This is a genomic window from Fenollaria sp. C0166D3 (assembly GCF_056590255.1).
The window spans coordinates 73,766-100,582 of record NZ_JBWPVU010000007.1; the positions used below are offsets into that span (position 1 = coordinate 73,766).

The 26,817-nt window shown below is 37.2% G+C and carries 22 protein-coding genes; 3 read left to right on the top strand and 19 right to left on the bottom strand.

Annotation, left to right across the window (positions count from 1 at the left end; genetic code table 11):
• Positions 1–88: 88 nt before the first annotated feature.
• The 19 genes from gatB to AC1EJ0_RS06210 form a co-directional block, all read right to left on the bottom strand.
• Complete coding sequence (gene gatB, locus AC1EJ0_RS06120) at positions 89–1,516, bottom strand: Asp-tRNA(Asn)/Glu-tRNA(Gln) amidotransferase subunit GatB (RefSeq protein WP_480023638.1); 1,428 nt, start codon at positions 1,514–1,516, stop codon at positions 89–91.
• The gene (gatA, locus tag AC1EJ0_RS06125; RefSeq protein ID WP_480023639.1) at positions 1,517–2,947 is read right to left on the bottom strand and encodes an Asp-tRNA(Asn)/Glu-tRNA(Gln) amidotransferase subunit GatA; all 1,431 of its coding nucleotides are present in this window, start codon (positions 2,945–2,947) and stop codon (positions 1,517–1,519) included. It lies immediately after the preceding gene.
• A 15-nt stretch (positions 2,948–2,962) separates the two neighbouring features.
• Positions 2,963–3,259: an Asp-tRNA(Asn)/Glu-tRNA(Gln) amidotransferase subunit GatC gene (gene gatC / locus AC1EJ0_RS06130; protein WP_082244095.1), complete on the bottom strand. Its 297-nt coding sequence runs from the start codon at positions 3,257–3,259 to the stop codon at positions 2,963–2,965.
• Positions 3,256–5,226 (bottom strand): NAD-dependent DNA ligase LigA, encoded by a 1,971-nt coding sequence (ligA, locus tag AC1EJ0_RS06135; protein ID WP_480023640.1) that lies wholly within the window; start codon positions 5,224–5,226, stop codon positions 3,256–3,258. Before ligA ends, gatC begins: the two co-directional genes overlap by 4 nt.
• Position 5,227: 1 nt before the next feature.
• Positions 5,228–7,414 (bottom strand): ATP-dependent helicase, encoded by a 2,187-nt coding sequence (locus AC1EJ0_RS06140; RefSeq protein ID WP_480023641.1) that lies wholly within the window; start codon positions 7,412–7,414, stop codon positions 5,228–5,230.
• A complete protein-coding gene (locus AC1EJ0_RS06145) occupies positions 7,407–7,778 on the bottom strand; it encodes a metal-dependent transcriptional regulator (RefSeq protein WP_294984749.1) in 372 nt (123 codons plus the stop codon). Before AC1EJ0_RS06145 ends, AC1EJ0_RS06140 begins: the two co-directional genes overlap by 8 nt.
• 10 nt (positions 7,779–7,788) lie before the next feature.
• On the bottom strand, positions 7,789–8,244 hold the full coding sequence (gene smpB / locus AC1EJ0_RS06150; RefSeq protein WP_058260158.1) for an SsrA-binding protein SmpB: 456 nt from the start codon (positions 8,242–8,244) through the stop codon (positions 7,789–7,791).
• Positions 8,241–10,343 carry a ribonuclease R gene (gene rnr / locus AC1EJ0_RS06155; RefSeq protein ID WP_480023642.1) on the bottom strand — a complete coding sequence of 701 codons (2,103 nt, stop codon included), beginning with the start codon at positions 10,341–10,343 and terminating at the stop codon, positions 8,241–8,243. The genes smpB and rnr overlap by 4 nt, the downstream gene beginning before the upstream one ends.
• An 8-nt stretch (positions 10,344–10,351) precedes the next feature.
• Positions 10,352–11,506, bottom strand: coding sequence for a D-alanine--D-alanine ligase family protein (locus tag AC1EJ0_RS06160; protein WP_480023643.1), 1,155 nt, complete (start codon positions 11,504–11,506; stop codon positions 10,352–10,354).
• Positions 11,507–11,517: 11 nt separating this feature from the next.
• On the bottom strand, positions 11,518–13,008 hold the full coding sequence (locus AC1EJ0_RS06165; protein WP_480023644.1) for a UDP-N-acetylmuramoyl-tripeptide--D-alanyl-D-alanine ligase: 1,491 nt from the start codon (positions 13,006–13,008) through the stop codon (positions 11,518–11,520).
• The gene (locus tag AC1EJ0_RS06170) at positions 13,005–13,775 is read right to left on the bottom strand and encodes an alpha/beta fold hydrolase (RefSeq protein WP_480023645.1); all 771 of its coding nucleotides are present in this window, start codon (positions 13,773–13,775) and stop codon (positions 13,005–13,007) included. The genes AC1EJ0_RS06165 and AC1EJ0_RS06170 overlap by 4 nt, the downstream gene beginning before the upstream one ends.
• An 85-nt stretch (positions 13,776–13,860) precedes the next feature.
• Entirely contained in the window at positions 13,861–15,864 is a 2,004-nt protein-coding gene (locus tag AC1EJ0_RS06175; protein WP_294984759.1) for a sodium-translocating pyrophosphatase, read from the bottom strand.
• Positions 15,865–15,884: 20 nt separating this feature from the next.
• A complete protein-coding gene (gene secG, locus AC1EJ0_RS06180; protein ID WP_058260152.1) occupies positions 15,885–16,103 on the bottom strand; it encodes a preprotein translocase subunit SecG in 219 nt (72 codons plus the stop codon).
• Between the two features lie 269 nt (positions 16,104–16,372).
• Positions 16,373–17,656, bottom strand: coding sequence for a phosphopyruvate hydratase (gene eno, locus AC1EJ0_RS06185; RefSeq protein ID WP_480023646.1), 1,284 nt, complete (start codon positions 17,654–17,656; stop codon positions 16,373–16,375).
• A gap of 1 nt (position 17,657) precedes the next feature.
• Positions 17,658–19,184 carry a 2,3-bisphosphoglycerate-independent phosphoglycerate mutase gene (gpmI, locus tag AC1EJ0_RS06190; protein WP_480023647.1) on the bottom strand — a complete coding sequence of 509 codons (1,527 nt, stop codon included), beginning with the start codon at positions 19,182–19,184 and terminating at the stop codon, positions 17,658–17,660.
• A gap of 1 nt (position 19,185) precedes the next feature.
• Positions 19,186–19,929 (bottom strand): triose-phosphate isomerase, encoded by a 744-nt coding sequence (gene tpiA / locus AC1EJ0_RS06195; RefSeq protein WP_480023648.1) that lies wholly within the window; start codon positions 19,927–19,929, stop codon positions 19,186–19,188.
• A gap of 10 nt (positions 19,930–19,939) precedes the next feature.
• Positions 19,940–21,124: a phosphoglycerate kinase gene (locus tag AC1EJ0_RS06200; protein WP_480023649.1), complete on the bottom strand. Its 1,185-nt coding sequence runs from the start codon at positions 21,122–21,124 to the stop codon at positions 19,940–19,942.
• Positions 21,125–21,150: 26 nt separating this feature from the next.
• Positions 21,151–22,158 (bottom strand): type I glyceraldehyde-3-phosphate dehydrogenase, encoded by a 1,008-nt coding sequence (gene gap / locus AC1EJ0_RS06205; RefSeq protein ID WP_480023650.1) that lies wholly within the window; start codon positions 22,156–22,158, stop codon positions 21,151–21,153.
• A gap of 12 nt (positions 22,159–22,170) precedes the next feature.
• Entirely contained in the window at positions 22,171–23,433 is a 1,263-nt protein-coding gene (locus AC1EJ0_RS06210; protein WP_480023651.1) for a replication-associated recombination protein A, read from the bottom strand.
• 168 nt (positions 23,434–23,601) lie between these two features.
• Between AC1EJ0_RS06210 and AC1EJ0_RS06215 the strand changes: the two genes are divergently transcribed.
• The 3 genes from AC1EJ0_RS06215 (at position 23,602) to AC1EJ0_RS06225 (ending at position 26,712) form a co-directional block, all read left to right on the top strand.
• A complete protein-coding gene (locus AC1EJ0_RS06215; RefSeq protein ID WP_196792486.1) occupies positions 23,602–23,967 on the top strand; it encodes a DUF2089 domain-containing protein in 366 nt (121 codons plus the stop codon).
• A 1-nt stretch (position 23,968) separates the two neighbouring features.
• A complete protein-coding gene (locus tag AC1EJ0_RS06220) occupies positions 23,969–25,093 on the top strand; it encodes an SHOCT-like domain-containing protein (RefSeq protein WP_480023652.1) in 1,125 nt (374 codons plus the stop codon).
• 146 nt (positions 25,094–25,239) lie between these two features.
• Positions 25,240–26,712 carry a hypothetical protein gene (locus tag AC1EJ0_RS06225; protein WP_480023653.1) on the top strand — a complete coding sequence of 491 codons (1,473 nt, stop codon included), beginning with the start codon at positions 25,240–25,242 and terminating at the stop codon, positions 26,710–26,712.
• The last annotated feature ends 105 nt before the right edge of the window (positions 26,713–26,817 follow it).

Genomic DNA, 26,817 nt, shown 5'->3' on the forward strand with positions numbered 1-26,817 from the left:
TAAATCAATTTTGTCTCGATGACCATTGTTCAGAGCATATAAAAAAGACACAGCTCTCGCTGTGCCTTTCACGCTATACTATAAACTATTAATTAAGTTTCTTGTTTAGTAGTTCGTTTATTATTTGTGGGTTGCCCTTACCTTTCATCTCTTTCATTACTTGTCCAACTAAGAAACCAAAGGCCCTACTCTTACCATTCTTAAAGTCTTCTATTGATTGTGGGTTTGCTTCAAGAACTTTATCAACTACTGCTTCTATGGCTCCTTCGTCTGTTACTTGAACTAGTCCAAGTCTCTTTACGATAGCTTCAGGATCTTCTGGCGCCTTGAACATCTCTTGTAAAACTTTCTTTCCAGCGTTATTATTAATCTTATTTGTCTTAACAAGTGTAAGTAGTTTTTCTAGGTCTTCTATTGCAAATGGCATTTGATCTATGCTCTTATTATCTTCTTTAAGTCTTCTTAGTACGTCACCTAATAGCCAGTTAAGCGCTAGAGCGTTGTCGTCAACTTTCTTTGCAAGCTCTTCGTAATAATTTGCAAGGCTCACATCAAGGCTAAGTGTCTTAGCATCGTCTTTACTTACGCCATAGTCTTTCATTAGTCTAGCAACTTTTTCATCTGGCAATTCTGACATTTCTTTTCTAACGGCCTCTATCATTTCATCTGATATATCCATTGGCGGTATGTCGCCATCTGGTGCGTATCTATAGTCATTTGCTTTAATCTTTTCTCTCATCAAGATGGATTCGCCCTTAAGTTCATCCCATCTCCTTGTTTCTTTCTTAGTGTTTTCGCCTTTTTCAAGAAGTGCGATGTGTCTTGAGACTTCAAAGTCTATGGCTTTTTCAACGCCTCTGAATGAACCAATGTTTTTAATTTCTGAGATGTTTGTCTTAACGCCTGTCTCTGTGTCGACTACATTGACATTAACGTCGCATCTTAGTGAACCTTCTTCCATCTTACCATCAGAAACGCCTAGATAAATGACTGTTGCTTTAAGTTTTTCCAAAAACTCTCTCGCTTCTTTAGCTGAGTTCATGTCTGGATAAGTAACTATCTCTATAAGAGGGACGCCACTTCTGTTGTAATCAAGAAGTGTTTCGCCCTTGTCTGTGTGAAGTGACTTACCTGTATCTTCTTCGACGTGTATCCTAATTAGTCTGATCTTTTTGTCGTTGCCGTCTTCGTCTTCGATATTGACATAACCTTCGTAGCATAGAGGTAGCTCATCTTGTGTGATTTGGTAGCCTTTAACAAGGTCTGCGTAAAAGTAGCTCTTCCTATCGAATCTAGTGTGTTGATGTATCTTGCAGTTCATTGCAAGTCCTGCCTTGATTGCATAATTGATTGCCTCTTCATTCACTTGTGGCAAAGCTCCTGGAAGTCCTAGGCATATAGGGCAAACGTTTGTGTTTGCTTCTTCGCCGAATTCGTTTTTGCAGTGACAGAACATCTTTGTCTTTGTCTTTAGCTCGACGTGTATCTCAAGCCCGATTATAGTTTTGTAAGCCATCTACTTCACCAACCCTTCATAAGCATAAGCAATCTTTATAAGCTTATTGTCTTCTAAATTGTCACAGATAAATTCCATACCAGGATTTAATTTATATTCTTTAGTACTTGGCACAGATATAGCGCAGTTGCCAGCTATATTAACGGGAACTGTGTATTTGTCTGCGTTATACATCTTGATTGGATCGTTAATATTTGTTCCAATTTCAAATGGCATTACAGGTGATGTAGGTACCAAGATGGTATCCACCATTTTAAATGCTTGTTTAAAATCATTTATAAGAAGTGTTCTTGCCTTTAATGCGTTTTGGAAGTAGTCGCTGTCCTTATCTTGACTTAATATATATGTGCCAAATAGTATTCTTCTCTTTACTTCTGGGCCAAAGCCTTCTGCTCTCGTCTTAATATACATCTCTTCAAGACTTTCTGCGTCAAAGTCTCTAAGACCATATTTCACGCCGTCGAACCTTGATAGATTTGAGCTTGCTTCAGCATTCATGATGATGTAGTATGTTGCAACAGCGTATTTAAGATCCTTAAGATCTATCTCAACGATCTCTACGCCATTGTCCTTAAGTAGTTTGATGCTATCTCTATATGCTTTTTCGACTTCATCGTCTTTTTCATCTGCTAGAACTTCTTTTGGCACGCCAACTTTAAGTGTTTTTAAATACTTGATGGCGTCGTCATATGTGTAAGTGATTTCGTCAACAGGATTGGAAAGACTTGTTAGGTCTCTGTGATCCTTATGAGCAATGGTACTTGTTATAAGCGCTACGTCCTTTACATCGTTTGCAAATGTTGATACTTGGTCAAGTGTGTTTGATAGAGATACAACCCCATTTCTTGATACTGTTCCGTAGCTTGGCTTAAATCCAACGCAAGCACAATAGCTTGCTGGCTGTCTAACCGATCCACCTGTGTCTGTACCTAGGCTAAGAGGTACTTGTCTTGATGAAACTGCTGCGGCTGATCCGCCTGATGAGCCGCCTGGCACTCTCTTTAGATCAAGCGGGTTATGAACTGGACCGAAGTATGATGTTTCGTTTGAGCCACCCATAGCAAATTGGTCCATATTTAATTTGCCTATAATAATACCATTCTCATCCTTGATATGCTTTGTACAATTCGCATCAAAAACAGCTTCGTAATTTTCTAGTATCTTCGATGCACAAGTGTTTTTCATACCCTTAACAGAAATATTATCCTTAATGCCTATTGGTAGGCCGAATAATTTACCGCTTGGGTCTTTCTCATCTAGTGACTTTGCCTTTGCTAGCGCTCCTTCATAGTCATCTGATATGAATGAATTGATATCTTTGTCTATATCTTTGCTTCTATTGATAAAGGCTTCTGTTATCTCTGAAACTTTTAGCTCTTTATTAGCGATTTTTTCTTTTAGCTGCCATGCTTTTAAATTCGTAATATCCATAAATAACACCTATAACTACCCTTCTACTACTCTCTTTAGTTTGAAGAAGCCAAATTTTTCTTCAGGCGCATTCTTAAGCGCGTCTTCTTTTGATAATGAGTATTCACTGTCGACTTCGTCCTTGCTTAATAAGCTCTCCTTGTACTCATTAACTTGATAAGTCTTTGGAATATCCTTATCATCAAGCTCGTTAACAACAGATATCATTTTGATTATATCGTTAAATTTTTTGGTGAATGCATCCATGTCCGACTCGTCGATGGCAAGTCTAGCTGTGTAACATAGATTTTCGATGTCCTTCTTCTCCATCATATCAACTCCTTCAAATCATTTTCGTATAGTATCTTTATATTTAAAGTCTTTGCTTTATCAAATTTTGAACCAGGGTTTTCGCCAACAACTACGTAGTCTGTCTTTGATGAGACAGAGCCTTGTACCTTGGCGCCCTTATCTTCAAGAATGTTTTTAAGCTCATCACGCGTATAATTTTCTAAGGTTCCTGTCAAAACAAACTTAAGTCCCTCGAGTGACTTATCGCCGCTATCTTCTACATCTAAAACTTTTATTCCATGGTCAAATAGACTTTGTATAGATTTTTTACTTGTTTCGTCTGTTAAAAATGAAACTATTTCATTAGCAGTTATCTCGCCTACGTCCTCGATGGCTACTAAATCATCAAAGCTCGCATTTAAGAAATTATCTACGGTTTTGTAGTGCTCAGCAAGATCCCTGCTTGTCTTAACGCCAACATTGGCAATGGACAAAGCGTAAATAAAATTTTTAAGCTCTACCGTCTTTGAATTTTGTATAGAACTTATTATATTACTTGCTTTTTTCTCTTTAAAGCCTTCTAGCTTAAGTAGGTCCTCTTCCTTTAGGTCGTAAAGCATTGATACTTGGTCAATATTTAGCTTTTCTAGGAATAGTTCTGCAGTTTTTTCACTGAAGCCATCTATGTTCATGGCCTCTTTCGAAGCGAAGTGAACGATTGTTTTGACTAGCTGCGGTTTACATCCCAAGGTATTTGGGCAAAAATAATGAACGCCCTCTTTATAAAGTTTGCTGTGACAGTACGGGCAAAACTCTGGCTGCTCTATGTCATAAACTTCTTCATCTGTTTTTAGTGGCCCCATAATCTCAGGGATAACGTCATTTGATCTTCTAATCAAAACTCTCTCGTTTAAATGAACGTTCTTTCTCTTTATGTCATCCAAATTATTAAGTGTCGCCCTCTTTATAGTAACGCCGCCTATGTCAACTGGCTCAAGTAGTGCAGTTGGCGTAACTTTTGCGCTTCTGCCGACGTTCCACTCAACACCTATGATTCTAGTAGATGTTTCAAGCGCCTCGAACTTATATGCAATCGCAAAGCGCGGGAACTTGTTTGTGTAGCCCATCAGCTTTTGTGTTTTAACGTCGTTTATCTTGATAACCATGCCATCTGTAAGGAAGTCCTCTTTAAGTCTTTCTTCTTTTTGCGCGTCTATCTCTTTTAAAAGCTCTTCTATATCCGTAAACTTCTTGTGATATTTTGAAACTGGCAGTGCATTATCTTTTATAAAAGCGACTATCTCTTCTTGCGTTTTAAATTCTTTGCCTTCTATGTAAGCAATATTATATAGATAAGTGATTAAGTGCCTCTTTTCAGTCTCTTTGACATCAAGGTTACGAAGTGCGCCAGCCGCCGCGTTTCTCGCGTTCTTTAGCTGTGTTTCGTTCTTTTCATTGTACTCATCAAGCTTTGAAAGCGGCATAAGTCCCTCGCCTTGTACCTCAAATTTGCCCTTGTAATTAACTCTTAAGGGTATCGACTTTATCGTTAGGACTTGCTCGTAAATCTCTTCGCCGACTTCACCATTGCCCCTTGTTGCCCCCATTTGCAAAATGCCTTCATCGTATGTTAGGTTAATGGTAAGGCCATCGAACTTATATTCAAGTATATACTCAGGACTTGGCAGTTTCTCACTATGAGTGCTATTGTAAGTATCTATAAAACGAAGGTTTCTCGCGTGCCAGTCTCTAAGCGCGTCAAAGCTTTGAGCTTTATCAAGGCTCCAAAGCCTTCCAAGATGAGTGTGCTTAACAAACTTATCAAGTATTGCGTCGCCGACCCTTTGAGTTGGTGAGTACGGCAAGTGAACGCCTGTCTCATTCTCAAGCTTCACTAGCTCGTCATATAGCTTGTCATATTCTTTATCAGAAACTATTGGGTCGTCGAGAACATAGTAGTGGTAGTTGTATTCCTCAAGCTTCTTGATTAATTCTTCCATTCTATTCATATCAATCTATCCTTTTTATTGGTGCAAAATCAATATTTAAAATTTTAATACCTTTATTTGGAAAACTTATAGTAAGATTCTTGCCATTGACAGAGACAACCATACCTTCGCCAAAGGCTTTGTGCTTAATCTTGTCGCCTGCCTTGATGTCTTTTTTGTCACTTGAAGTGCCGTCATTACCCGTATATGATTTAAAACGTGAAACAGTTTTGTCAAAGCCGTGGTTTTGGTGAATACTCTTATTGATGCTAGTGTTTTCAAGTATAGGTCTCTCATCAAACTTATCTGATCTATAGTTAACTACTTTGATTGCTTCCTCTGCCTCATCAATGAACCTCGATGGCTTTGAGATTATGCTTTGTCCGTAAACTCTTCTTTCCTTTGCTAAACTTAAGAATAATTTTTTCATTGCCCTTGTTAGAGCTACGTAGCAAAGTCTTCTCTCCTCTTCGAGGCTCCCTTCTTCTATGGCTCTTTCGCTCGGGAAGAGACCATCTTCCATGCCAACTACGAAGACTATGTTATATTCAAGGCCCTTAGCACTATGCATAGTAATCATAGTTACAGCATCCCCGCTCTTGTCCTCAGTCTTATCAAGGTCAGTTAAAAGTGATATTTCTCCTAAAAAGTCCTTAAGAGTGATATTATCATAATTATCTTCATAGTCAAGTAAAAGGTTTCTGAACTCATCTAAGTTTTCTATCCTAGTTCTTGCTTCAACAGTATTTTCTCTCTCAAGTGCGTTTAAATAATCAGTCCTATCAAGAACTAAATCGTATAGCTCTGACAGAGTCACATTGTCTTTAAGCTTTCTGATTGATTCAATCGTCTCGTAAAATTCTTTTATCTTTTTATTCGTGCTAATGGATAGAGCATCGTAAAGGCTAATATTTTTACTAATCATATCACTAGTGATGCTCTCAACGCTTTTATCTCCAATACCTCGTCTAGGAGTATTGATAATTCTCTTAAGTGAAATAAAATCGTTTGTGTTATCTAAAAATTTAAAGTAGGCAAGTATGTCCTTGATCTCTTTTCTGTCATAGAACTTTACTCCGCCAACTATATTATATTTAATTCCAAATTTCAAAAACATATCTTCAAAGGATCTTGATTGAGCGTTCGTTCTATAAAGAATGGCGATGTCGCTCTCATTATAACCCTCATCTAATAGCTCTTTTATCTTTTGCGCTACAAAGTAACTCTCTTCGACATTGCTTTGTGTTATGTAGCAGTATATATCGTCTCCGTCTTGATTATCCGTCCAAAGATTCTTATCTTTTCTCTCGTCATTGTTCTTGATAATATTGTTCGCTGCCTTTAATATATTTTTTGTTGATCTATAGTTTTGCTCAAGAAGTATGGTCTTGACATTTTTATAATCTTTTTCGAAGTTTAAGATGTTTCTAATGTCAGCGCCTCTCCAGCCATATATACTTTGGTCAGCGTCACCAACCACGCAGATGTTTTTGTACATATCTGAGAATAGCTTTGCCATCTTATATTGCATGTAGTTTGTATCTTGATACTCATCGACAAAAACGTACTTAAATCTCTCTTGATAGATTTGCCTTACGTCTTCACTTTCTTCTAAAAGTCTTACGCAATTTACTATCATATCATCAAAATCCATCGCATCATACTCAAGCATCTTCTTTTGATAGCGTCTATAAACCTCAGCATCAGTTTTCTTTCTATAACTATCAGAAATGCTTTCATATTCGTCAGCGTCCATATTTTGCATTTTTAAATTTGATATTAATGCAATAAAGTATGATGGGACATAGGTCTTTGGATCTAATTCAAGCTCCTTTAGTATGTCCTTAATAAGTGTTATTTGATTGTCTCTATCATATATGGTGAAGCTGTTTGTGTATCCGACAAGGTTTGCGTGTCTCCTAAGCAGTCTAAGCGCTATCGAGTGAAAGGTGCCTATCCACATTGGGCTTACGTCTTTATTTAAGAAGGACGCTACTCTGTCTTTCATCTCTTTAGCCGCCTTGTTCGTAAATGTTATAGCAAGTATTTCGTTTTCGCTCGCAAGACCATTCTCAATAAGAAAGGCAATCTTGTAAGTAACTACTCTTGTCTTACCTGATCCAGCTCCGGCCATGATTAATAAGGGACCGCTGTTATATAAAACAGCTTCCCTCTGTCTCGTGTTTAATCTATCTAGTATGTTATTCATTATCTTTATTGACTAATTCCTTTATCTTGTCAAATGTAACTTGACTAATAACGTGTTCGACTCTACAAGCATCATCATTTGCTGTCTCTGGGTCAACACCAATGCTTTCAAAGAACGCTCTAAGTGTGCAGTGTCTGTCATATACAAGTTTTGCTAGCTTCTCGCCCTCTTTTGTAAATGTTAGCTCACCGTCGTCTTGAACCTCGATGTATCCGTCTTCTTTCAATATACCAACTGCTCTACTTACACTTGGCTTAGAAAAATCAAGGGCTTTAGCAACGTCTGTGCTTCTAACTTTTATGCCTTTGTTTTGTAGCATCAATATCATCTCTAAATAATTTTCTCTTGACTCGCCGATCTTCATCGCTTACCTCCTAAATTTTATACTTCCTATCAAGACTTCTCTTAATATCTCTTTCTCTTTGACTCTCTCTCTTGTCATAAAGCTTTTTACCTTTTGCAAGTGCTATCTCTAGCTTGGCTCTGCCATTCTTAAAGTATAGTCTTAAGGGAACTACAGTAGATCCTGCTAGCTTCACGTCCTGAGAAATCTTTCTAATTTCATTTTTATTTAATAATAGCTTTCTCGTTCTTAATGGGTCTTCGTTAAAAATGTTGCCTTCTTTATAAGGACTTATATGCATACCAAAGACGAAGACCTCGCCATCTTTCACGATGACGTAGCTCTCCTTTAGGTTCACTCTGCCCTGTCTTATGGATTTAACTTCAGTTCCCTTAAGCACCAAGCCTGCTTCATATATCTTTTCTATAAAATAATCATGTCTCGCCTTTTTATTATTGGCTACAAGTTTTATATCTTCATCTTTCATTCAACCACTCCAAGAATTTTAAAATCTATAGTTCTCGTCTCTTTCGATGCGTCAAGTACTGCCACTCTGACCTTCATGCCTATCTTGTATTCATTTAGTGAGTCTTTGCCAATGACTTTGTATTCTGTTTCGTCAAAGTAATAGAAGTCGTCGTCCATATTTGAGAAGTGACAAAGTCCCTCTATAGTGTTCGAAAGCATAACGTATATACCAAAGGATGTTAGTGAAGAAACTTTTCCGACATAAACATTTCCAATCTTGTCTTGCATGTACTCAGCGCACTTCATTTGAACTATATCGCGCTCTGCCTTTTCTTGAACTAGCTCTGTCTCAGAAATGTGTTTTGTGATTTGGTCAAGATTCTTTTCGTAGTAGACAATTTTGCTTTCCTTAAGTCTGCCATTCATAAAATCTTTAATAATTCTGTGAATTATAAGGTCTGAGTATCTTCTGATTGGCGATGTGAAATGTGAATAATACTTTGATGCAAGGCCAAAGTGACCGAGCTCTTCGTATGTGTATCTCGCCTTTTGCATAGTTCTAAGAATGATGTTTGAGATGAGCTCTGACTCTTTCTTGCCCTTAAGCTCATTAAGTACATTTGCTATATCAGCCGAAGTGACATTGTCTGGATTGATGTATAGCTCGAAGCGCTTCAAAAACTCAGAAAGGTAGAACATCTTTTCCCTCTTTGGCTTCTCATGCACTCTATAGACGAAAGGTATGTCCTTCATAAAATAATCTTTAGCCACAGTTTCATTCGCAGCTATCATAAACTCTTCTATGATCTTGTTAGCGACGCGCCTTTCATCTGGCCTTATGTCGACAACTTTGCCTTTTTCATCCAAAACGACTTTTGTCTCAACTATATCAAAGTCAATATTGCCTCTTTTATTTCTCTTTTCATTAAGAATATGCATTAGCTCTTCCATATTCTTTAAAGTTTCTTCTAAGCCTTCAAGTCCAAGCTCTTCAGCCTTCTTCTTTCCTTCTAAAAAGTCAGAAACTTGTGGGTAGTTAAGCCTATGATCAGAATTAATTATTGCTTCAGATATCTTATGGCTAAGTACCTCACCGTTTTTATCTATGTCCATCCTGACTGAAAGAGTTAATCTGTCCTCATTTGGATTAAGTGAGCAAATACCATTCGATAGCTCCTTTGGTAGCATTGGAAGCACTCTATCAAGCAGATAGTAAGAGTTGCCTCTTAAATAAGCTTCCTTATCTAAGTAAGTGTGCTCCCTAACATAGTGCGCTACGTCAGCGATGTGTACATATAATGTGTATTTATCATCATCTTTCACTACGCTGATGGCGTCGTCCAAGTCTTTTGAGTCAACGCCGTCTATAGTTATCGTAAGTAAGTCTCTGTAGTCGACTCTGCGGGCTATCTCCTCAGAATCTATATCATAATTTATCTCTTCTAATTCATCTTTAACTCTATTTGGAAAATATTCTCTAAGCTCATATGACTTGATTATCGAAGTGATGTCTATGCCTGGATCATCAATCTTACCAATGATTTCAACGACCCTTCCCTCAGGATTTTTATTTTTGTCTGGATACTTAATAATCTCTGCAACGACCTTGTCACCATGCTTTGCACCTTTAGAAGCGCTTTTGTTAACAAAGACGTCGTAGACTATCTTGACATCGTCACAAGTGATAAAGCCGAAGCTGTCATTGTCTTGATAAGTACCAACGACTCTCTTCGTTGCTCTATTAAGTATCTTAATGATTTTGCCTTCGTAGTTGCCATCAGGCTTCTTATCTGTGATGACAGCGCAGACCTCATCAGAATCCATCGCGTACATCGAATTTTCAAATCTAATGAAGACATCAAAGTCTTCGCCGATAACAAAGCCAAAGCCGCGCTTATTAGCCTCATACTTTCCTGTAATAATATGGGAACTATTGTAAGTGTAATATTTATTGTTGCTGCAAATAATCTTTTTATCCTTCTCTAATGACTTAAGTAGTTTTTCAAACATCCTCTTATCTTTTTTATTAATCTTAAAAGTTCTTAATAATTCCTTCTTGCTTTGAGGAAGATAATCCTCACTATTAAAATAATTCATTACAAGTTCCCTAATTTTCATCTTATCACCTATAATTTCTTTCCGTATTGAATACGTTTAAAGAGTTCAGCGTCATATGAGTAAACAGTTTCTTTTCTCATAGTGTCAACTGCTTGAGCTATCTCGAGCATCTTTGTTATAAGATCTTTAAACGAATATCCTTTAGGCTCCCATAAGTAGAAAGCAACTGAACCAGGTATTGTATTTATCTCATTGATATAGATTTTGCCAGTATCCTTAGATACAAGTAAATCGACTCTGGCATTACCTGCCGCATCAATGGATGTAAACGCCTTTGTAGCTAAGCTCTCTAGCTCATCTCTTAGCGGCTCGTCCTTCTTAAGTAAATTTCTCATTGTTTTTGTTCCAGGAGTCTTTTTATTTGATACGTATTTATCGTCAAATGTTAATAGTTCTTTGAAATCTAGTGGCTCTTCTAGCTCTGATGTTTCTACATTTTCTTCGTAGCCCATGACAGCGCAGTTAATTTCTCTAGCGTTTTCAACTGATTCTTCAACTATGACTTTTTTGTCATAACTAAAGGCTATCATCAAAGCTTCTTCAAGATTGTCCTTGTTCTTAACCTTAGATATACCGATAGATGAGCCAAGGTTTGATGGCTTTATAAATAATGGATATTTTAAATTCTTTTCAATATCTGCCATGACTTCTTCTTTAGAGCTTCTCCACTTACTTCTGTAATAATATCTGTAATTAACTACAGGAAGACCATTGGCTCTGTAAACGTCCTTCATTATAACCTTGTCCATACCAACTGAGGAGCTTAAAACGTTAGTACCTGTATATGGAAGGCCAACTGTTTCTACAAGTCCTTGGCATGAGCCGTCTTCACCATTGGTTCCGTGAAGCGCAAAGAAAACCAAATCTAATGTTTCATAAACTTTTTTATCGAACATGGATTTTGTCTCTGGATTTATATACAGATTAAAATCGCCATAATCACAGCCAAGCATAACGTTCTTAGCTGAGCTAAAGTCACCATCTTTAAATGTCTTAAAATTTTTGAAGGCTTCAGAGCTTAGCCACTTGCCTTCTTTTGTAATATAGATTGGGATTGGAAGGAACTTTTCTTTATCCATGTTCTCAATCACTTGCATACCTGTAATAACTGATACTTCATGTTCAACGCTTCTTCCGCCAAATATAACGCCTACTTTTAGCATTCTATCAACTCCTAATAATTATCAGGCAAATCGTTTTCAAATAAAATCACGTCGCCTGCTTGACATATTTTTTGTAAAATTAATTGTGCATCCTCTAAACTTGCCGCTTCATGTATCTTTGCTTCCTCAAGTCCGCCTTCAACGAGACCATCTCTGATTGCTTTTTTATTCACTTCTGAAACTATGATGAAGTGATCTACAAGAGCTGCAGCATTCTTACCGAAGTTTTTATTTTCATCGTATTGTAAATCTCCTAGCTCAACCATACCCGGTGAGATAACGATCTTCTTTCCCTCTTTAAACTCAGCGACAACATCAAGAGCCGCTTGTGCACCGCTTGGGTTACTGTTAAATGCGTCGTCTATGATGATGAGATTATTTGGATTTTCTACTAGAGAAAGTCTATGCTCAACTTGATTAACATCAAGAACTGCTTTAACTATCTCTTCCATGGACATGCCTAGCTCATGAGCCGCAGCCACAGATAAAAGTACATTGTAAATATTGTGCTTACCAAGTAATTTTGTCTTTAGCTTGTACTCTTTATTTTTGTATATAAGAGTAAATTCAGTACCAAACTCACCAACGCTTATATCTTTAGCAAAGTAATCGCAAGCGTCATCTTCAAGTGAGATGTAAACCTTTCTAGTCTTGACTTCAGCAGCCTTTTCTTTGATGTATGGATTGTCGTAATTAAATATTGCAAGGCCGCCTTCTTTAAGCGAATCAATCAGCTCAAACTTAGTCTTGACAATGTTTTCCATAGAGCCAAAGGTTTCTATGTGACATGGACCGATGTTTGTGATTATGGCTATGTCAGGCATAACTAGTTCAGCCACTTCCTTAATCTCGCCTACATATCTAGCCCCAAGCTCAGAGATGAAAACTTCAGTTCCGCTCTCAAGCTCATTGTTGATTACCTTTGATATACCCATAGGTGTGTTGAATGAGCTTGGTGTTGCATATGTCTTAAGATTATTTTTCACTATATCATTTAAAACAAGTTTTGTAGATGTTTTGCCGTAGCTGCCAGTTATTCCAACTACTTTTAATTTATTTTCTTTTTCTTTTTTAATTTTATTTTGCGCCTCAACATAAAAACCGTGATTGATTTTATTTTCAATCGGTAGTGCTAATATATTTGCGCATTTAACGCTCCTTGCTCTTATGATGTACAAAATAAAAGCAAGTACCAATAAATATGCTAGAGCAATTTTTTCACCGAATAATAAATAAGCGATGATTGAAGTAAACATGATAAGAGTGTTAAATAAAGCAAATATCTTCATCATTCTCTTCATCCTATCAGTAAAAACAAGCGGCTTTTTATCTCCCGGTTTTATTTTCTTTAATGAATTTTTAAGCCAGCCAAAATTTTTAAGCCAAGCTTCGTACTCACTTGAGATATACATATTTAATTGCATAATTTGGAAATACGCCAAAGAATGTATATATATTAAAACTGTTAATAATATTGGCAAGAATATAAATATAGCTATCATAGTTCCTCCTTACTAAGATAAGATCTAATTACGCGTGTGAATGTTTGATAATCATCTGCATATGAGAAATGTCCGCCCTCAAGCTCAACCAGAGCAGAGTTTTTTATCTTCTCATTCATTATTTTACCCATATATAATGGAGTTGTATCGTCATTTTTACCCCAGAGTATTAGAGTATCATTCTTAATAAGCCCTAGCCTATCAAGAAGAGACTCATTAACGACCTTAACGAAGGTCTTCCTCATGATGCCACTTGTGTTTTTGTAGTCATCAGAGCCAAATTTCTTTGAAAGCTTCTTCATAAGCTCCTCTTCACTCTTGTAAAAAAAGATTAACCTGTAAAGCTTTTTAAAGAATTTATATGTATAAACTTTTAAGTAGTATGAAAGACTTCTCTTAGGAAGTATGCCTGATGCATCGATAAGTACCATCTTATCTAGTCTTTCATAGCCTTCAGAAGCAATTTGTATTAAAGTTTTGCCGCCAAAGCTATGACCGATCGCGTCAAATTTCTCAATGCCGAGCTCCTTTACAAAGGCCTTGACAATATTTGCATAGTCCTCTCCACCAAAAACTCTATCTGGTTCAGACGACTTGCCGTGGCCTGGCAAATCTATGGCAATAACTTTTCTTGTATCCTTCAAAGCGTTCACTATACCCATGACTGCTTCGATAGAAGCGCCCCAGCCATGAAGTATAAGAACTGGCTTTTCTGAATCGCCTTCTATTATGTAATTTATTTTAATATTGTCAATCGTTATTTCCATAAAATCACCCATATTATAAATGAAGCTCCCCTTATTTAATAGCATCGCTGATTAAAATCAAGGGGAGTCCAATTACAATTTTATCTTATTTTATAATAAGTCCACCGTAGCTAACAAATACTTGTGCAAATACTAATGCTACTATTGTCATTAATTTAATTAGTATATTTAGAGATGGTCCTGATGTATCCTTGAATGGGTCACCAACAGTATCTCCTGTTACTGCTGCTTTGTGAGCATCTGAACCCTTTCCACCATGAACACCTGATTCAATATACTTTTTAGCATTGTCCCAAGCTCCACCTGCGTTTGACATGAAGATCGCCATTAGAACGCCTGTTACTAATGAACCAGCAAGTAGACCACCTAAAGCTTCTGTTCCTAGAAGTATACCAACAAGTACTGGGCATACAACAGCTAGAAGTCCTGGGATAACCATTTCCTTAAGAGCTGCCTTAGTAGAAATGTCTACGCATTTGCCGTAATCAGGTTTTGCAGTTCCTTCCATGATACCAGGGATGGATTTAAATTGTCTTCTAACTTCTTCGATCATTTGGTTAGCAGCTTTACCAACTGCATCCATAGTTAATGATGAGAATAAGAATGGTAGCATACCACCAATGAAGACACCTGCTATAGTTAATGGATTTGTTAAGTCGATCTTTTCAAGTCCAACTGCTTGTGTATATGAAGCGAATAGTGCTAGAGCTGTAAGTGCAGCTGAAGCGATGGCAAAACCTTTACCAACTGCTGCTGTTGTGTTACCAACTGAGTCTAGCTTATCTGTAATATCTCTTACATTTTCTGGAAGTCCGCACATTTCAGCGATACCACCAGCGTTATCAGCAACTGGTCCATATGCGTCAACTGCAATAGTTGTAGCAGCTGTTGCTAGTAGACCTATTGCTGCAAGTGAAATTCCGTAAAGACCATTTACTGGGCTTGCTGCTCCACCTGCTAAGAAGAATGCAGCTAATATACCTATTGAAATAACTATCATTGGGATAGCTGTTGACATCATACCAACTGATAGACCAGCGATGATGTTTGTTGAAGCACCTGTTTCTGATTCTTCAGCAACTTTTTGAACTGGTTTATATTCAGCAGCTGTATAATATTCTGTAACTTTTGCTATGATTAATCCTACAATAACACCTGCTACTATAGCATAGAATGGTTGGATTGAGCCTAATATCTTTGTAGATAAGAAGTAAGAAGCGATTATAGTGATTATTGAGCTTCCCCAAGTAGCCATATCAAGTGCTTTTTGAGGGTTCTTATCGCCTTTTACAAATAATGTACCGATAATTGATGATACAATACCAACTGAGCATAGAGCTAGTGCAAATGCAATACCGTTGTCGCTAAATGCTAATGCACCTAAAGTGATAGCTGAGATTATAGCTCCAACATATGATTCAAATAAGTCAGCTCCCATACCAGCAACGTCACCAACGTTATCACCAACGTTATCAGCGATAACAGCTGGGTTTCTTGGGTCGTCTTCTGGAATACCAGCTTCAACCTTACCAACTAAGTCAGCACCAACGTCTGCAGCCTTTGTATAGATACCGCCACCAACTCTTGCGAATAAAGCGATTGATGAAGCACCTAGACCGAAGCCTGTAACGATGTTAGCATCTTTGAATATCATCCAAACAATGCTAGTACCTAGTAAACCTAGACCTACAACGCACATACCCATAACAGTACCGCCTGAGAAAGCAACGTTTAGAGCCTTGCCCATACCGCTTTCCTTAGCTGCGTTTGCAGTTCTTACGTTAGCCTTAGTAGCTACTGTCATACCGATGTATCCAGCACAAATTGAGAATACCGCACCTATTAAATAACAAACGGCAGTACCGATGTTGATTGATAGAGCTAGAATTGCAAATAATACAACAATGAATATTGCTAAATATTTGTATTCTCTAGTTAAAAATGCAAGTGCACCTTCTTGAATGTAGCCAGCTATCTCCTTCATTCTGTCGTTTCCAGCATCTTGCTTAGAAACATACATAGCTTTTACTAAAGCAAATAATAGTGCTACAGCTCCAACTATAGGAGCTATGATTAAAATTTTGTCCATTTCTTCCTCCTATTTTATTATTATAAAGCCGCTAATATCAAAGTTGTTACCATAAACACAACCGATGAAACTGTAGTTATTCTTTTTAAAAGAACATTTCTTGTAGGATTTTTAGAACCCCAAATGCTTTCAGCTCCGCCCAATGCTTGTAAGCCTTGATCGTCTCCCTCAGTAGCTGCTACTGATATAGTTAATACTAAAGCTGAAATTGCAACTAGTGCATACAATACGTAAGTCATACACACACCTCCATTCTCTCTTATAACATATCTATTTTACCACAAGAACATTTATTTTGCAATGATTTTTTCTCATTTACTTCGATTTATGCGTAATTCATTTTGGGCCATGTTTATGGAAGTGCAAATATCGATTTGCGCGTAAATCGGCTTTTGTAAAAATCGTTTTTGCCTTGCTATTAATATAGTCTTGCCACTAAGTCAATGGCCTTCTTCAGACACAAAAAAAGGATGAGCACGGGGCCCATCCCATATAGATTTTTTTAAAATTATTTTCTTAGTATGCTCTTACCAGCGTAAACTGCTGTATCGTCAAGCATGTACTCAATTCTAAGTAGTTGATTGTATTTCGCAACTCTTTCAGATCTTGCTGGTGCACCTGTTTTGATTTGTCCAGTGTTTAGTGCAACTGATAGGTCTGCGATAGTTGTATCTTCTGTTTCACCTGATCTGTGTGAAATAACTGCTGTGTAATGATTTCTGTGAGCCATTTCGATAGCTTCGATAGTTTCAGTTAAAGTACCGATTTGGTTAAGCTTAATTAAAACTGAGTTTGCTGTGTGAGTTTCAATACCTTTTTTGATTCTCTTTGTGTTTGTAACGTATAAGTCGTCACCAACTAATTGAATCTTATCTCCTAGTCTTTCAGTTAATTTCTTCCATCCGTCCCAATCGTTTTCGTCTAAACCGTCTTCAATTGAGTAAAGTGGATACTTGTCAACTAATTTTTCATAGTAGTCAATCATTTCTTCGTCTGTAAGCTCTGCGTTATCGCTCTTTAGATAATATTTCTTAGTATCAGCGTTATATAGTTCGCTCGCAGCAACGTCAAGAGCTAGGTAGATGTCCTTGCCTGCTTCGTATCCAGCTTTTTCTATAGCTTCGATTATAGTTTCTATAGCTTCTTCATTGCTTGATAGGTCTGGTGCATAACCGCCTTCGTCGCCAACACCTGTAGCTAATTTTCTTTCTTTAAGAACATTCTTTAAGCTATGATAAACTTCTGAGCCCATTCTAAGCGCGTCTCTAAATGTTTCTGCGCCTATTGGCATAATCATAAACTCTTGTATGTCTACGTTGTTATCAGCGTGTTTACCGCCATTTAAAATATTCATCATAGGTACTGGTAAAACTTTTGCATTAGTTCCGCCAATGTATCTATAAAGTGGCATGTTTAGTTCATTTGCAGCACATTTAGCAACTGCTAGTGACACGCCAAGCATAGCGTTTGCACCAAGTTTGCCTTTATTTTCTGTTCCATCAAGGTTTATCATCAATTTATCAATTGATACTTGATCTGTTACTTCCATATCAAAAATTTCTGGTGCGATAACATTATTTACGTTGTCAACTGCCTTCAACACGCCTTTCTTAGCGTATCTCTTTGGGTCTCCATCTCTAAGTTCTACGGCTTCGTGTTCGCCAGTAGATGCTCCTGATGGGACTATAGCTGATCCGATTGCTCCTGATTCAGCTAAAACTGTTACTTCTACAGTTGGGTTAGATCTTGAATCTAAGACTTCCATAGCAAATACATCAATAATTCTACTCATTTTATTCCTCCGATACCAATAGGCTCTCGCCTGTCATTTCTTTTGGCTTTTCTATATTTAATATATCTAATAGTGATGGTGCTAAATCAGCTAGCACGCCATCTTTAAGCTTATGCTTTCCGTCGTTATAAAGTATTACAGGGACTGGGTTTGTCGTATGCGATGTGATTGGCTTACCCTCATCATCAAACATTGCCTCGCAGTTACCGTGATCCGCTGTGATTATGGCTGTGAAGCCACATTCCTTTGCCTTTGCTAATAGCTTTGCAAGGCAAGTGTCAACTGTTTCTACGGCTTTGATTATGGCTGGAACTACTCCTGTGTGTCCGACCATGTCAGTGTTTGCGTAGTTTAATATGATTAGATCATAGTCACCCATGACGCTGACTAGCTTATCTGTTAGCTCATAAGCGCTCATCTCAGGCTGTAAATCGTATGTCGCTACCTTCGGTGAATTGATTAAAATTCTATCTTCACCAGAGAATTTTTCTTCACGGCCGCCATTGAAAAAGTATGTTACATGAGCGTACTTTTCTGTTTCAGCTATACGAAGCTGTTTTAGTCCGTGTTTTGAAATTACTTCACCAAGTGTATTGACTATCGTTTCATCACCATAAGCAATGTGAACGTTTTTAAAGCTTGAGTCGTAATTAGTCATGCACACGTAATATATGTCATCTAAAAACTTTCTATCAAAGCCAGCAAAGTCTTTGTTAGTGAAAGCATCTGTGATTTGTCTTGCTCTATCCGGCCTAAAATTGATAAAGATAATGCTGTCACCAGACTTTATTTCAGTGACTTTACCATCATTTCTTATAGCGCATGGTAAGATAAATTCATCAGTGACGTCTTCTTCATAAGATTTTTTAATCGTGTCTATTGCATCGTCTGAAACAAGTTCAGGCGTCTTAGATGTGACAGTTTTGTAATATTTTTCAGTTCTGTCATAGCGCTTGTCCCTATCCATAGCATAGTACCTACCGCTGATGGAGGCAAGCTGACCGCATGAATTGTTTTTCATGTAAGCAATAATTTCACTCACATCGCTCTCGCCTGAGTGTATATCAACATCTCTTCCATCTAGAATTGCGTGTAGATATGTTTTTTCACCAATGCCCTCTTTTTTACAAAGGTCTAAAAGTGCCTTGATGTGATCAATGTGCGAGTGAACACCGCCATAGCTTAGTAGACCCATCAGATGAAGATTTGTATTATTTTTCTTTGCGTGCTCTATCGCCTTAAGAAATTCTTCTTTTTTAAAGAAATCTCCAGTCTTTATATCTCTATTGATAAGTGATAGGTCTTGATAAACAACTCTTCCCGAGCCTATATTTAAGTGACCGACTTCAGAGTTACCCATCTGTCCCGCTGGCAATCCAACATATTCGCCGCTCGCCTGAAGTTTTGCGTGAGGGCAGTCATTAAATAACTTATCTATTGTCGGCGTCTTGGCTCTATATACAGCGTTTGCGTCGTTATCCTTGCCTATTCCAAAGCCATCTAATATTATTAATATAGCCTTTGACATATTATATCTCCTTAGCAATGGCTTCAAAAGACTCAGTCTTAAGTGAAGCGCCACCAATTAAGAAGCCGTCAATGTTTTCTTCTTTAGCTAATTCAGCTGCATTTGCCTCTTTAACACTGCCGCCATAAAGTACTCTAAGCTTTGCTTCAAGGTTAGGGTTCATCGCCTTAACTTTTTCTCTAACAAAACGGCACATTTCTTCAGCGTCTTCCTTAGATGCGCTCTTGCCAGTGCCTATAGCCCAGATTGGCTCGTAAGCGATGGCGAAGCTATTTAATTTAGCTGCGTCTACGTCCACAAGGTCAGCCTTTAATTGTTTTTCGATCTTATCAAAGTGCTTTTCCTCTTCTCTTTCTGACAAAGTCTCGCCGACGCATAGAATTACTTCAACATCGTCTTCAATCGCCTTAAGAACTTTTTTGTTAATCATCTCATCGTACTCGCCGAAGATCTCTCTTCTTTCAGAGTGACCAATGATAACAAAATCCGCTCCACATGACTTAATCATAGAAGTGCTAATCTCGCCAGTAAAGGCGCCTTTGTCTTCAAAGTAGATGTTTTGAGCACCTATCTTAATCTCATTAAACTTTTTAGTTTTATTTGCTAAATAAATATCTGTAAATGGAACTGCGATATAAACGTCACACGAGTCATTAGGCTTTAGACTCAAGTCCTTGAAGAAGCCTTCAGTCTCCATTACGTCCATATTCATCTTCCAATTTGCAGCAAGTAAAAATTTTCTCAAATTTGTCTCCTTATTTATCATTTATAGCAGCTATGCCAGGAAGTACCTTTCCTTCCATTAGTTCAAGTGAAGCGCCGCCACCAGTTGAAACGTGTGTGATCTTTTCTTCATAGCCAGCTTTTTGAACAGCGCTCGCACTATCTCCTCCACCGACAATAGTTGTCGCATCAGAATTTGCAAGTGCCTTGGCAATGGCGTTAGTGCCGTTCTTAAATTTATCCATTTCAAAAACGCCCATAGGTCCGTTCCAAACAATAGTCTTTGCGCCTAATAACTTTTTAGTAAATACGTCAATAGTTTCTGGTCCAATGTCAAGACCCATCATGTCTTCTGGTATATGATTTACTTCAAAGCATTCAGCTTCAGCGTCTTCTTTTATTTCTTTAGCGCATAGAGCGTCAACTGGTAGAACCAAATCAACTTTCTTTGCATCAGCCTTTTTTAATAGTTCAAGTGCTAGCTCTAACTTGTCGTCTTCAACTAAGCTCTTGCCTACATTTATGCCCTTTGCCTTTAAGAATGTATATGCCATAGCGCCGCCTATAAGTATCTTATCAGCCTTATTTAATAGATTTTCAATTACGCCTATCTTATCAGAAACCTTTGATCCACCAAGTATAGCTATGAATGGATGATTAGGTTCGTCAAGCTCTTTCGCCATGATATTCATTTCTTTTTCAACTAAGAAGCCTAGTGCCGATGGTAAAAATTTGCTTACGCCAACGTTTGATGCGTGAGCTCTGTGTGAAGTACCGAAAGCGTCATTAACATAGATATCTGCAAGCTCTGCTAGCTCTTTAGAGAAGTCTTCATCGCATTTTTCTTCTTCTTTTCTAAATCTAGTATTTTCTAGTAAAAGAACTTCTCCTTTTTTAAGATTTTTAGCCGCATCTTTAACTTCATCATTAACTACTTCAGGGCAAGAGATAAACTTTACATCTCTTCCAAGAAGCTTTTTTATCTCTTCCTTAACTGGCTCTAGCGTGAATTTTAAGTTGTATTCGCCCTTTGGTCTACCCAAGTGGCTCATCATAATCACTTTTGCACCATTATCAAGAAGGTGCTTGATAGTAGGAAGTGACTCATATATACGTTTATTGTCAGTGATAACGCCGTCCTTCATTGGCACGTTAAAATCACATCTCAATAAAACTGTTTTATCATCAAAATTATAATCTTTTAATGTTTTTTTCATTATCTTTTCCTTTTATATTATAATAATTATTCTTGATCAGCAATGTATTTTGCTAGGTCAACTACTCTGTGGCTATAGCCATATTCGTTATCATACCAAGAAACTACTTTAACTAAGTTGCCTTCTATAACTAAAGTTAAGAATGGATCGAAGATTGATGAGTGTCTGTCACCAACGTAGTCAACAGAAACAAGCTCTTCGTCAGCATATTTTAATACGCCCTTTAATTCATTTTCACTTGCTTTTTTAACAGCTTCGTTAATTTCTTCTTTAGTTACATTTTTATTTAATTCAAATACAACGTCTGTAAGTGAAACTGTTGGAACTGGCACTCTAACTGCGTATCCAGTTAATTTATCCTTTAGTGAAGGGATAACTAGTGCAACTGCCTTTGCTGCTCCTGTTGTTGTAGGAACCATAGACATAGCTGCCGCTCTTGCTCTTCTGATGTCTTTGTGCTTGTGGTCAAGTAAAACTTGGTCAGAAGTGTAAGCGTGGATAGTTGTCATAAGGCCTCTCTTGATGCCGAAATTATCTTCAATAACCTTTGTTAATGGTGCAAGACAGTTAGTTGTACAAGATGCGTTACTGATAACATTGTGTTTAGTCTTGTCGTATTCTTTTTCGTTTACACCCATAACGATAGTTTTATCGATTTCGCCCTTTGCAGGTGCAGTTAAAATAACTTTCTTTGCGCCGCCCTTGTCGATGTGTTTGTAAAGAGTTTCGTTGTTTTTAAATGCTCCAGTTGAGTCGATAACGATGTCTACGCCATAGTCCTTCCAAGGAATTTCTGCCGGATCTCTAAATTGAGTGTTTGTAACCTTCTTGCCATCGATCATGAAGCCATCTTCACAAGCTTCACAAGAAACTGATAATCTACCATATAGAGAATCATTTCTAAATAGATGCGCAAGTGTCTTTAAATCACCTGAAGCATTGATGTGAGCTAATTCTAGGCCATTGTTCTCTTCAACTAGAATCCTAGCTACATCTCTACCAATTCTACCAAAACCATTAATACCAACTTTCATTTGTTGACCTCCTTAATTATTATTAAAATACTTTTTATCTTCTAAACCCTCGGGCAAATAATTTTGCTCAGGTTTTTTGTCCTTATAATTGTGCGGATACTTGTAGTCCGCGTGATCACCAAAGACCTTCTTGTCATTGTTGTGAGCGTCCCTTATGTGCAGAGGAATTTGAAATTCTTTGATCTTATCGACATCCGCCATCGCCTTGTTAATGGCGACATAGGTCGAGTTATTCTTATCTGCAAGCGCCATGTAAATGGCTGCGTTACTCAAGATTATGCGTGCTTCTGGCATGCCGATGGCTTTGACCGCATAAAAGGCTGACGTCGCAAGCGTTTGCGCGTTTGGGTCAGCTAGACCAATGTCTTCTGAAGCAAATATCACTATACGTCTCGCTATGAATAATGGGTCCTCGCCATTATTTAGCATGTGAGCTAAGTAAAAGACTGTTGCGTCTGGATCCGAGCCTCTCATACTCTTGATGAAAGCTGAGATTGTGTCGTAATGCATAGTCGAGCTCTTGTCGTAGGAGTGTGCTCTTTCAAAGACAAGTCCCTTGACGTCCTCGTACTTAATATGGCGAGTCATATCAGCTTCTGGATCTTGACTTAAAACAGCTATCTCTAAAAAGTTTAGCATATTTCTCGCGTCGCCATTAGAAATTCTAACTAGATACTCAAGTGCGTCGTCATCGATGCTCGCCTTTAGTGAAGCAAGTCCATTGACCTCATTTGCTAAGGCTTTCTTCGCAAGCTGGGTTAAGTCTTCCTCACTCATCTTTTCAAGCCTTATTATGAAGCATCTCGATATAAGTGCGCTATTGACCTCGAAATATGGATTTTCTGTCGTTGCACCTATGAGCGTAACGGTCGAATCTTCAACGTATGGAAGCAGAAAATCTTGCTGAGCCTTGTTAAACCTATGTATCTCGTCTACGAAGAGTATGGTCTTTTTATTCTCTTCCAAAAGCCTTTTGGCCTCCTCTACCGCCTTCTTTAAGTCGCTTACGCCGCTACCCACGGCACTAATCTTTATGAAATTCGACTTACTAGTGTTAGCAATAACGTTTGCAAGTGAAGTCTTACCAGTGCCTGCTGGGCCATATAGTATAAGCGAAGGAAGTCTGTCGGCCTTGATCGCCTTGTATAGAAAAGAGTTCTTATTAAGTACCTTCTCTTGACCAATGTAGTCATCGAGGCTCTTTGGTCTAAAGCGTTCAGCTAAATTTTGAGATAATTTTAAATTTTTTTCTCTTTCCATGTCAAACAAATTCATTTTCTCACCTTTTTTATTATATCAAATAAGCTGCAAGATGTCCAACATTAATTTTTATTATTTTAATATTAATAAATTTAATTAAAAAATAAATATATTTAAAATATTTTCAAAAATATATTGACATATTTAATTAATAGATGTATAATCTTAATAAAGGAGGACGCTATGATTAATAAAGCATTAAATGAATGTCCTGTTTGCGGTTCAAAACTATACATAGAAAGGTTAGTTTGCGACAATTGCAACACGACTATAGAAGGAAGATTCGAGAATAACTCATTCTACAAGCTTAATAGCGAGCAGATTGACTTTATTAAGACTTTTCTATTAAAAAGAGGCAATATTAAAGAGATTGAAAGAGCTTTGGGTATATCCTACCCCACTGTAATTAAAAAGCTTGATCAAATCAACGAGATTATCTCTGATCAAAAGAGTTCAACTAGCGAAAAAGAAATACTTGAGCTCTTAAATAGCGGTACAATAACAAGTAGTGAAGCAGAAAAAATGCTTTTAGAACTAAAGGAGGTTTAAAATGTCTGAAGAAAAAATTATGATCCTTAAAATGTTAAAGGACGGCAAGATTGATGAAGAAGAGGCGCTAAAACTTCTTAACGCTGTTGGTGAAAAGAAAGGCGAAAAAACTTATAAGCCAAATAAAAAGAGAAATGAAATCCATATTGAAGGCGACGACTTTGACGTCTTTGACGCGTCAGATAAGTTTGCTAACAAAATCTCAAACTTTGTTAACAAGATAGTTAGTAAGTCATTAGAAACTGCTGAGAAAGGCATGAGAGACGGCCATATATACGCAAGCTACAGCTTTGATGATAGATTCAAAAACAAAAAGTTCGCAACACTTAAACTTGATGTAGACAAGAATAAAAAATATGATTTAATAATAAATAATACTAATGAAAAAGTAGAGATACTTCCATCGAGCTCAGATCAAATTGAAATCTTTGGCAAAATCTATTACACAGATAAAAAAACTATTCCTGGCGATTATGAGTTCATAAACTGCTTTATCGATGATAAAGAAATACTTATCGAGCCAAACTACGAAAGTTTTACTAAAAAAGATTTTGCAGTTAGCCTAAAGGTTTTAGTACCTGCTTTAAACTTTGCTAAAGTTGATGTTAAGACAAGCAATGACAAGATAATTCTTGACTCAGTCAATTGTGACGAGCTATACTTAACAACAAGCAATGACAAGATCAAGATTGAAGACTCAATCATTGGCAAATCAGAACTTAAAACTACTAACGATTCAGTTAAGATAAAGGACGCGAAGTTCACTGACCTTCTTATAAATACAACAAACGCTGAAATAACTATGCATAACACACCATTTGTTAATCTAGAAGCTCACACAACAAACGCTTATGTTGATGTTAAAGACGTCTTCAACTGCGCTGAAAACATTATTATAACTAATAGTAATGGACCTGTCACAGTTGAATTAGAAAGCGTTAGCAGAAATGTCAAGTTTAATCTAAGAGGTCTAAGTAAATACACATGCCCAGCCATCTTCGACGACAGCAGATTTAAGCTTGATGAAGACGGTGACGAATTAAGTACAGCAGTACTTAATAACGATTCAGACCTTACTCTATTCGGTGATATAAAGACAAGCAATGGACCTATCATCATCGAATAAGTCTAATATTCCCATCACAAATCCTGATCACTTATGTGACCAGGATTTTTTTCTTTACAAAGCTGTTAAATTTCTTGTAAATCGAAGTCTTTTAATGTATAATTATAGTGCTAAGAGTTAAGAAACTATAATTATAGGAGAAAGTAATGAAAATAAATAAAATAAAAATAAAATTTAATATATTTGTCTTGCTAATAACGCTGAGTGTATTTTTACTCGTGTTAAGCACAAAAAATACAGCTTATGCCGAGGAAGCTGCTAAGGAAACTGAAAAAACTGAGGAAACTACGGAGACTAAAGAAGCTGAGGAAACGAAAGAAAATAAAGAAGATGAAAAAGGCAAAGAAGCTGAGGAAGCTAAGGAAGATGGCTTTGAGTTTAAAGGCGCCAAGCTTAAGTTTATCACGGGAAGTTTTGATGGCAAGGACAGTTTAGATATTGATTTTCCTATAAAAATGAAAGATGCGAGCTGCGAATACATTGATGAGGCTGCGAAAATTATTAGCATAGAGAAAAAAGAATTCAATATTAAAAATCCAAACATAGTCATTTTGCATAGCGGCGAAAAATACTACGTGATCACAGCCATCAACGCTTACAAAGATGTTCAAGACAATATTATTGACAAGGTGAACATTGAGAGCGAAATTACTTATGACAAGACAAAACTAAAGATAAAATTAAGACTAAAAGATATCAAAGACACGAATAAAGACATTAAATACAGCATTTGCTACGCGAGCATGGATGAAAAACCATTCCAAACGCAAGAAGCGTTTAAACTTGTCGACATGAAGTACAGACTTGATAAGCACTGTATCATTCCTGATGGCTACTACTATCAAATGAATCCGCGCTCGGTGCCATATAAGGAGAGCTACTTCTTTTTGCAAGGCGCTATATATATTGCAAACACTCACCTAGATACGATTGACAGCAAATTTTCACAAGTAATGACAGCAAAGCTTATAGACGATACAGCGAAGAAGCTTAATGACGAAGGCTACTATCCTATTCCATATAGAAGTGAGTGGCTAAAGGCTGACTACAACATTGAGAAAGGCTACTTCGATACAAGGTGGAATCTTGATTACGCCTACATCTGCTTAAGAATGTATGAAAAGTTTCAAGATGAAAAATATTTAGAGCTTGCCGATAAGGTCTTGACTTATTACAAAAAATACGCTAATCAAAACGCAATCAAAATTCCTTATAAAGAAGATGCCTGCCTAGTTATGGACTACGGCGCTGAGTACTACATCGGCATGACGCACTCTTCACTAAACCATCACCTAATGGGCTTAAAGGCTCTTATGTACGAAGACCTTCTTAAAGAAAAGCCTGTAAATACTGAGTTTATAAAGAAGATGCTAAATGGCGTTGAAGCGACTTGCAATAGCTGGATTAAAAAGAACGGCGATCTTGAATACGCCATCTTTGTTAATGGTACTTATGGCCTTAAAGATTATCCAGATTTAACATTAAATGACTTGAGAGATTGTCAAGCACTTCACGAAAAGCTTTATAAGAGCAAGAATGCTTCTTTAGAGACATTAATAGTTTCAAAGCAAGCGTGGTATGACAATGTTTATAAAAAACAAGTAAGCAAAAAGAAATAATGATACAAAGAGGCTAGTCAAATAAAGACTAGCCTCTATATATTAATCGTATTGAATAAATCACAAAAATGCCTTTCCTGTAAAACAAGAAAGGCATTTCTTATA